This window comes from Hamadaea sp. (genome assembly GCF_013362815.1).
Taxonomy (GTDB): domain Bacteria; phylum Actinomycetota; class Actinomycetes; order Mycobacteriales; family Micromonosporaceae; genus Hamadaea.
On the sequence record NZ_JABFVK010000098.1, the window covers coordinates 19,778 to 27,074 of the forward strand.

The following is a 7,297-nucleotide window of genomic DNA, read 5'->3' on the forward strand; positions in this document are numbered from 1 at the left end:
GTGGGTCAGGTCACGGCTGGACGTTGGGAAAGGTCAGCAACCCGACGTCCCGGTGGTCGCCCAGCAACACCCCCTGCGGCAACAGAGCCAACACCTTCGCCTCACTCGCGGCCTCGACGACCGGCTGCCCGCTGTCCGGCGCGAGCACGCGAATCCGGTCCGGCTTCCGATCGAAGACCACGATATGAGTACGCGTGACGACCACCCCGGCTTTGGGATCTGCTTTGCGGCTCCACAAGACGTCAGGCTCGCCCAACTGGTACGCCGTCAGCGTCTTGCCGTCCTTCGACCGCACCACTGCGCGTACCCCATCGGTTGAAATGATCTTCGCGTCGGCCGGCGCGACGAGCAGCTGGCGGCCGTCGGCGGCGTCGAGGAGGACCTGGCGCCCGTCGGGCCGGGTGGCGAGCAGCGCGGACCCGGCGCCGCGTGGCTCGGACCGCTGGTCGCAGGCCGCGCCGGAGATCGTGCCGAGGTTGAATCCGTCGAGCCGCCAGACGACTCGGTTGGTGATCGGATCGCGGGCGACGAGGTGCTGTTCGCAGCCGCCGGAGATCGGCTTGGCCTCGCTGTGGAGGACGCGGCCGCCGGCGAGGTAGATGCGCTCGTTCTTCGCGTTCTTGAGCACGTTGACCACGTTCCCGGTACGCGTGTCGACGAGGTGGATCTGGTCGTCGACCGGGAAGCCGAGGTACCGCGGCATGCGACCGGAGCCGGTGAGCGCCTTGTCGGCCTGATCCACCTCGAACGGGCGCAGGCCCGGCAGATCCGGATTGTCGGCGAAGAGCACGAAGCCGACGCCGGGCAGATCGGCCCGCCAGAGTTCGTCGCCGCTGCGCGGCTCCCGCGCGGTGAGTACGCAGTCCTGCGAATTGCGGCAGGTGACATCGATCATCGCGTCGGAGAACGTCCAGACGGCCGCCGCCTTGTCGTTCTTGCGTAGCTCCGCCCCGGTCTTGGGATCGAGCACGCGGTAGCCCTTGACCAGGAACTTCCCCGTGACGACGACGGTACGCCCGGCCGGGCCGGCGATCGCCGTCCAGTCGGCCTCCTGCTGCCAGAGGTGCACGCCGGTGGTCAGCGAGCGCCCCTCGACGGACTCGCGTTGTTCGACGATCACGGTGCCGTCGGCGTCGAGCACGTGCACCGGTACGCCGCCCAGCCGTTCCTGCCACTTCGGCTGCGGATCGGCGAGCGTGGCGGAGGTGTTGATCCAGTTCCAGATGGCCGGGAAGGGATTCCAGACGCCGGTGCTCACCAGGATGACCAGCACGAGGAGACCGGCGACGAGCCAGCCCGAAGCGGTCGACCTCCCCTTGGCCACGCCCGTCCTCCCTGTGGCCACGCTCCCCTTGGCCACGCGCACACGGTAGCCGCCCCCAACCCGTTGATCATGAACTTACGGTCCGGCTTGACGGCGTGTCGTTGTACCAGAGTCCATGATCGTCGTGATATTGGGGCGAATCACCCAGCTGCGGCCGCGGCTTCGACGAGCGGCAGCACGCGGTAGGGGATCTGGTCGGCGAGCGCGATGATCGTCGACGCCCGCACGATCGCGTGATAGCTGACGATCCCGTCGATCACCCGCTGCAGATCGGCGTTCGACCGGGCCACCACCCGGCAGACGAGGTCGCCCGATCCGGTGATCGTGTGCACCTCCAGGACCTCCGGGATGGCGACAAGATGTTCAGCCACGGCGTCATGTCCCCGGCTCTGCCGGATCTCCAGCGTGACGAACGCGGTGACGGCGTACCCGAGGGCGGCGGGATCGATCTGCGGCCCGAAGCCGGTGATCACTCCCCGCGCCTGCAAGCGGTCGAGGCGCGCTTGGACGGTGCCCCGCGCGACCCCCAGACGGCGGGCGCACTCCAATACGCCGATCCGCGGCTCGGAGTGCAGAAGACGGATGAGCCGGGCGTCGAGGGTGTCGACCTCACTAGGCATATTGACCACCTACTCACGGGTCTGACGAGGCAGATTGCACAACTTGACTAGTGATCACGGTACTGGTTGCCCATTGGGGATGTGTGACGCAGGCTACCCCCATGAGCACGCAGACCATCCCGGCTGCCCACGAGGCCGCCGAAGAGCAGGACGTCTTCCCCGTCAAAGCGGTCGACCACGTCGCGTTCCTCGTCGGCAACGCCAAGCAGGCCGCGCACTATTACTCGACCGCCTTCGGGATGACCCTGGTCGCCTATCGCGGCCCCGAGCAGGGCTACCGCGACTACGCCGAGTATGTGCTGGTCAGCGGCTCGGCTCGGTTCGTCTTCCGCGGCGCGGTGCACGCTGCCGCCCCCGGCGCCGACCACCACGCCAAGCACGGCGACGGCGTGGTCGACATCGCGCTGGAGGTGCCGGACGTCGACGCGGCGTACGCCCACGCCACCAGCACCGGCGCCGTCGGTCTGACCGAGCCCACCACGGTCTCCGACGAGCACGGCTCGATCCGGTACGCCGCCGTCGCGACCTACGGCGACACCCGCCACACGCTGATCGACCGGTCGAACTACACCGGCCCGTTCCTGCCCGGCTTCATCGCGCGCGACCCGATCGTGGCCCCCGGCAAGCGCCGGTTCCAGGCGGTCGACCACGTCGTCGGCAACGTCGAACTGGGCAAGATGGACGAGTGGGTGGAGTTCTACCACAAGGTCATGGGCTTCACGAACATGGCGGAGTTCATCGGCGACGACATCGCGACGGACTACTCGGCGCTCATGTCCAAGGTGGTGGCCAACGGTACGCGCAAGGTCAAGTTCCCGCTCAACGAGCCGGCCGTCGGCAAGCGCAAGTCGCAGATCGACGAGTACCTGGAGTTCTACGGCGGCCCGGGCGCGCAGCACATCGCGCTGGCCACCAACGACATCCTGGCGAGCGTGGACGCCATGGCCGCGGCCGGCGTCGAGTTCCTGGCCACCCCGGACTCCTACTACGACGACCCGGAGCTGCGCGCCCGCATCGGCGTCGTCCGGGTCCCGATCGAGGAGCTGAAGTCCCGCCGCATCCTGGTCGACCGGGACGAGGACGGGTACCTCCTGCAGATCTTCACCAAGCCGGTGCAGGACCGTCCGACGGTCTTCTTCGAGCTGATCGAGCGCCACGGTTCGCTCGGCTTCGGCAAGGGCAACTTCAAGGCCCTGTTCGAGGCGATCGAGCGCGAGCAGGAGATGCGCGGAAACCTCTGACCGCCCCGCTTCCGCCCCCCGATGGTGCGCTGGATCAGGGATCTCGGCCGAATCATGGGCCAAGATTCGACCCGGATCCCTGATCCAGCGCCGACCCGGAAAGTGCGCCAAGCGCAAGCGCCACCGGTGGTCGAGCCGTGACAGGATGTCTGCCGTGACTGGACCCACATCGACGCCGCCGGCCGAGTCCGCCCCCGGGCAGGTTCCGGGACCGGTGCCACCGGCCGGGTACACGGTTCCCCAGCAGGCGGGTTACCCGCGACCGGTGTACCTCCAGCCACCGCCGCTGGCCCCGAACGGGATGCCGCTGGCCGACTTCTTCAGCCGGCTGGGGGCGTACCTGATCGACGGGCTCATCATGGGTGCGATCGGGGCGGTGGTCGCGATCCCGCTGGTGATCTGGTGGGTGTTCACCTTCGTCACCGAGGTCGAGACGATCCAGACGTCCGCCGACGGCACCGTCGATTTCGACGGCTCGGACTTCGCCGGGCTGATCTGGGGCTACCTGGCGATCTTCGGCGTAATGATCATCGTCCAGCTCGTCGTGGCGTACTTCTATCTGGTCGAGTTCACCTGGCGGTCAGGGCAGACGATCGGCAAGCGAGTGGTGAAGCTTAAGATCGTTCCGGTGGACCCGGCCGCTGAGCGTACGCGCGGCATGCTCGCCAAGCGCTGGCTGGTCGAGCAAGGCGGCGCGCTCATCCCGTTCTTCTCCTACGTCGACGGGCTGTGGCAGCTCTGGGACAAGCCGCTCCAGCAATGCCTGCACGACAAGGCCGCCCGCACCGTCGTAGTGAAGATCGGTTGATGAGATGTCCGTAGCTCCCGGGTGGTATCCCGATCCCGCCGATCCGGCCACGACCCGATACTGGGACGGCGAAGGCTGGGCCGACCAGCAAGAATCGCAAACCGCCGAGCAGCAAACCGCCGACCGACCATCGACGGAAGCGGCCGCGCCGGGGAACCAGCCGAGGCGGATCCCCGAACCCACTGTGCTGCCGGGGCCGGTGCCGGGTGCGTACCAGCCGGTGAAGCCGCCGTGGTGGCCCGAGGACATCGCGTTTCCGCCGCTCGGACCGGTGACCCCGCACGGGCTCGCGCTCGCCTCGCCGGGCCGGCGCCTCGCGGCCCGCGCGATCGACCTGGGCGCGTTGCTGGTGCTGAACCTGATCTTCAACGGCTACTTCCTCTTCCAGTGGGTGACGGAGTCGGCCGCGCTGGGACAGGAGTGGCTGCGCTCCGGCGAGCTGGACGCCCAGTCCTGGAGCAAGGTCGGCGAACTCGGCCTGATCATCTCGCTGATCGCCTACGCCCTGTGGTTCGCCTACGAGGTGCCGGTCACCCACTCGCGCGGCCAGACGCTCGGCAAGATGCTGCTCGGCCTGCGGATCATCCCGTGGGAGAGCACCGAGCGCCTGCCCTTCGGCCGGGCCTTCCGGCGCTGGTCGCTGTTCGGCTACCCGTTCCTGCTGTACGTCTGCTGCGGCGTGTTCGGCTTCGTCCTGCCGTTCATCGACAACATCTTCATAGCGACCGACACAGTCCTCCGGCTGGCCTGGCACGACCGGCTGGCCCGCACCTTCGTGGTGCGCATCCCCGATCGCAAGGCACCATTGAACTGAAGGAGGAGGCCGCGATGAATCTCACCCGCGCCGACCTGGCCGCGCTGCCGAGCTACGTCCCCGGGCGTACCGTTCCGGGCTCGATCAAGCTCGCCAGCAACGAGGTCCCCTACGGCCCGCTGCCGGGCGTGGTCGAGGCCATCGTCGAGGCTGCTCAGGGCGTACACCGCTATCCGGATCTCGGCGTGGTCGCGCTCCGTGAGAAGCTCGCCGGCCGCCTCGGCGTCGCGGTGGACCGGATCGCCGCCGGCTGCGGTTCGGTCGCCATGACGGAGCACATCATGCGGGCCACCTGCCTGCCCGGTGACGAGGTCGTCTACTCGTGGCGGTCCTTCGAGGCGTACCCGATCATCGCGGCCACGACCGGCGCGACCTCGGTGCGCGTACCCAACACCGCGGCGCACGGTCACGATCTGCCGGCCATGGCCGCCGCGGTCACCTCCCGCACCAAGCTGGTCATCGCCTGCAATCCCAACAATCCGACTGGTACGCCGCTCAGGCGGGCCGAGCTCCGCGATTTCCTCGACGCAGTCGGCCCGGACGTTGTCGTCGTCCTGGATGAGGCCTACCGGGAGTTCGTGACCGACACCGAGGTGCCGGACGGTCTGACGGAGTTCGGCGATCGACCCAACGTCGTCGTCCTGCGCACGCTGTCCAAGGCGTGGGGGCTGGCCGGACTGCGCGCGGGTTACCTGGTGGCGCAGCCGGAGGTGGCGGAGGCCGTCCGCAAGGTGATCACGCCGTTCTCCACCAATGCCGCCGCCCAGGCCGCTGCGCTGGCCGCGCTCGACCAGGAGGAGGAGATGGCCCGCCGGGCCGCCCTCGTCGTCGCCGAGCGCGCCCGGGTCCGGGAGGCACTGCTCAAGCTGGGTCAGGACGTGCCGGAGAGCCAGGCCAACTTCGTGTGGCTGCCGCTGCGCGACGAGGCCATGGCCTTCGCCCAGGCGTGCGAGCAGGCCGGTGTGATCGTCCGCCCGTTCGCCGGAGACGGTGTCCGGGTCACCATCGGTACGCCGGAGGAGAACGACACCTTCCTCAACGCGGCGGAGAAGGCGCTCTAACCGGCGGCCAGCAACACCGGACGGTTCGTGTAGTAGTACTCGTCGTCGGTTTCGGCCTGCGTGTACGCGAGGCTCAGTCGCTCGATCGCGACGAAGGCTCCGCTCGCGTAGACCGGGCCGACGGCATACTGCTGTTTCGGGTCGTGATCCATGATCACGGAGACTCGGGTCAGTTCCTTGCCGGTCGCCGCGTCGACGGCGATGAGCGTACGCGCCCGGGTCAGCAGCAGCACTCGATCCTGGGTGCCCGCGATGACCTGCGCCTCGGAGACGTCCTCGCCAGTGCTGCTCCAGGTCCACCGGACCTCGCCCGTGAGGGGATCTTTGCCGGTGAGGGCACGGGTTTCCGCGGTGTCGCCGAGCGGGGCGTCGATCGCGGTCGTCCCGGCGAGCCACGCCGTCGCACCCATGAGCCCGGCCGCCGGTTTCGGAGTTCCATCCGACCAGATCCAGGCCACGCCGCGCGTACGCACCCCGCCGCACTCGGATCGGCCGACTCGGCAACCCAGCGGCGTGACCGTCTTGGAGAGCTCCAACGGCGGCTCGGTCGGCGTACCGGTGTTCAGGTCGAGACGTCGAAGCCGGCTGGGATCGTCGCAGCGATCGGCTACGACGATCTCGCCGGGGACAGTGAACGCGAGCGCAGCGCAACCAGCTTCGGCACTGGTCCACAGACGGGTGCCGGAGGCCGCGTCAGTGACGGTGATGCCGTCCTTGACAGTCACCACGACGGCCTTGCCGTCCTTGGTCACTCCAGTGAGCAACCCGGTCGGCGTCCACACCACTGCGGAGCCGGTACGCCGCCCGGGATACTCCGTCCCGAGGACAGCGCCGTCCGCCTCCCAGGCGACCTGGCCGGTGCGGGCGTCGATGGCGATGAGCTTGCCGTCCGACCAGCTCCCGACGACCACCGGTATGCCCGCTGTGGCCGCCGTCGGCGGATGCACCACCCCGATCAGCTGTTGCGGCCACCGGCGATACGACCAGAACGGGCTCGTCTCATACCGGTACGCCGGCTGATCGTCGGCCTGGATCTGCCGCTTGGCGGCGTACACCCGGAGGCTGCCGTCGATGATCAGGGGACTGTTGACGAGCGCACCGAGTGCACCGGGTTCGGGAGTCGCGACCGGACTCGGGTACGCCGACCCCGCCGTCGTGACGACCTCAGCCGGCCCGAGTACGCGCCAGACGACGGCACCGGAGGCCACTAGTGCCACGACGCCGAGCGCCGCCCACACCGCGTACTTCTTCCAGCCCGTAAGTCGGCGCATGATCCGCATTCTAAAGGGCGTGCGGAAACGCAAACACAATAAGGCCCTCCACCGAAGTGGAGGGCCTTATCGAAAGTTTGTCCGGCGGTGTCCTACTCTCCCACACCGTCCCCGGTGCAGTACCATCGGCGCTGGAGGGCTTAGCTTCCGGGTTCGGA

7 protein-coding genes and 1 rRNA gene are annotated in these 7,297 nt (G+C 68.6%); 4 read left to right on the forward strand and 4 right to left on the reverse strand.

The features are described from left to right. Positions 1 to 10: 10 nt before the first annotated feature. Complete coding sequence (locus HOV77_RS31900; RefSeq protein ID WP_290869171.1) at positions 11 to 1,324, reverse strand: PQQ-binding-like beta-propeller repeat protein; 1,314 nt, start codon at positions 1,322 to 1,324, stop codon at positions 11 to 13. A 140-nt stretch (positions 1,325 to 1,464) separates the two neighbouring features. After that, positions 1,465 to 1,944, reverse strand: coding sequence for an Lrp/AsnC family transcriptional regulator (locus HOV77_RS31905; protein WP_290869173.1), 480 nt, complete (start codon positions 1,942 to 1,944; stop codon positions 1,465 to 1,467). Between the two features lie 101 nt (positions 1,945 to 2,045). Between HOV77_RS31905 and hppD the strand changes: the two genes are divergently transcribed. The 4 genes from hppD to hisC all read left to right on the forward strand — a co-directional run bounded on the left by hppD (position 2,046) and on the right by hisC (position 5,868). Beyond that, entirely contained in the window at positions 2,046 to 3,185 is a 1,140-nt protein-coding gene (gene hppD / locus HOV77_RS31910) for a 4-hydroxyphenylpyruvate dioxygenase (RefSeq protein WP_290869176.1), read from the forward strand. A gap of 154 nt (positions 3,186 to 3,339) precedes the next feature. Continuing rightward, complete coding sequence (locus tag HOV77_RS31915; RefSeq protein ID WP_290869178.1) at positions 3,340 to 3,993, forward strand: RDD family protein; 654 nt, start codon at positions 3,340 to 3,342, stop codon at positions 3,991 to 3,993. Between the two features lie 4 nt (positions 3,994 to 3,997). Continuing rightward, the gene (locus HOV77_RS31920) at positions 3,998 to 4,807 is read left to right on the forward strand and encodes an RDD family protein (RefSeq protein ID WP_290869181.1); all 810 of its coding nucleotides are present in this window, start codon (positions 3,998 to 4,000) and stop codon (positions 4,805 to 4,807) included. A gap of 14 nt (positions 4,808 to 4,821) precedes the next feature. Then, positions 4,822 to 5,868, forward strand: coding sequence for a histidinol-phosphate transaminase (hisC, locus tag HOV77_RS31925; protein WP_290869184.1), 1,047 nt, complete (start codon positions 4,822 to 4,824; stop codon positions 5,866 to 5,868). On the opposite strand, the gene HOV77_RS31930 is transcribed toward hisC, so the two are convergent. Both HOV77_RS31930 and rrf read right to left on the reverse strand, forming a co-directional pair. After that, complete coding sequence (locus HOV77_RS31930; RefSeq protein WP_290869186.1) at positions 5,865 to 7,139, reverse strand: PQQ-binding-like beta-propeller repeat protein; 1,275 nt, start codon at positions 7,137 to 7,139, stop codon at positions 5,865 to 5,867. The two genes, hisC and HOV77_RS31930, sit on opposite strands and share 4 nt — an antisense overlap. Positions 7,140 to 7,218: 79 nt before the next feature. After that, positions 7,219 to 7,297, reverse strand: a 5S ribosomal RNA gene (rrf, locus tag HOV77_RS31935); the annotation flags it as partial.

What these genes read in the sequence shown, in the direction of transcription:
- HOV77_RS31905 (WP_290869173.1), bottom strand. Translation starts at nt 1,944, where the DNA reads ATGCCTAGTGAGGTCGACACCCTCGACGCCCGGCTCATCCGTCTTCTG.
- hppD (WP_290869176.1), top strand. Translation starts at nt 2,046, where the DNA reads ATGAGCACGCAGACCATCCCGGCTGCCCACGAGGCCGCCGAAGAGCAG.
- HOV77_RS31920 (WP_290869181.1), top strand. Translation starts at nt 3,998, where the DNA reads ATGTCCGTAGCTCCCGGGTGGTATCCCGATCCCGCCGATCCGGCCACG.
- hisC (WP_290869184.1), top strand. Translation starts at nt 4,822, where the DNA reads ATGAATCTCACCCGCGCCGACCTGGCCGCGCTGCCGAGCTACGTCCCC.
- HOV77_RS31930 (WP_290869186.1), bottom strand. Translation starts at nt 7,139, where the DNA reads ATGCGCCGACTTACGGGCTGGAAGAAGTACGCGGTGTGGGCGGCGCTC.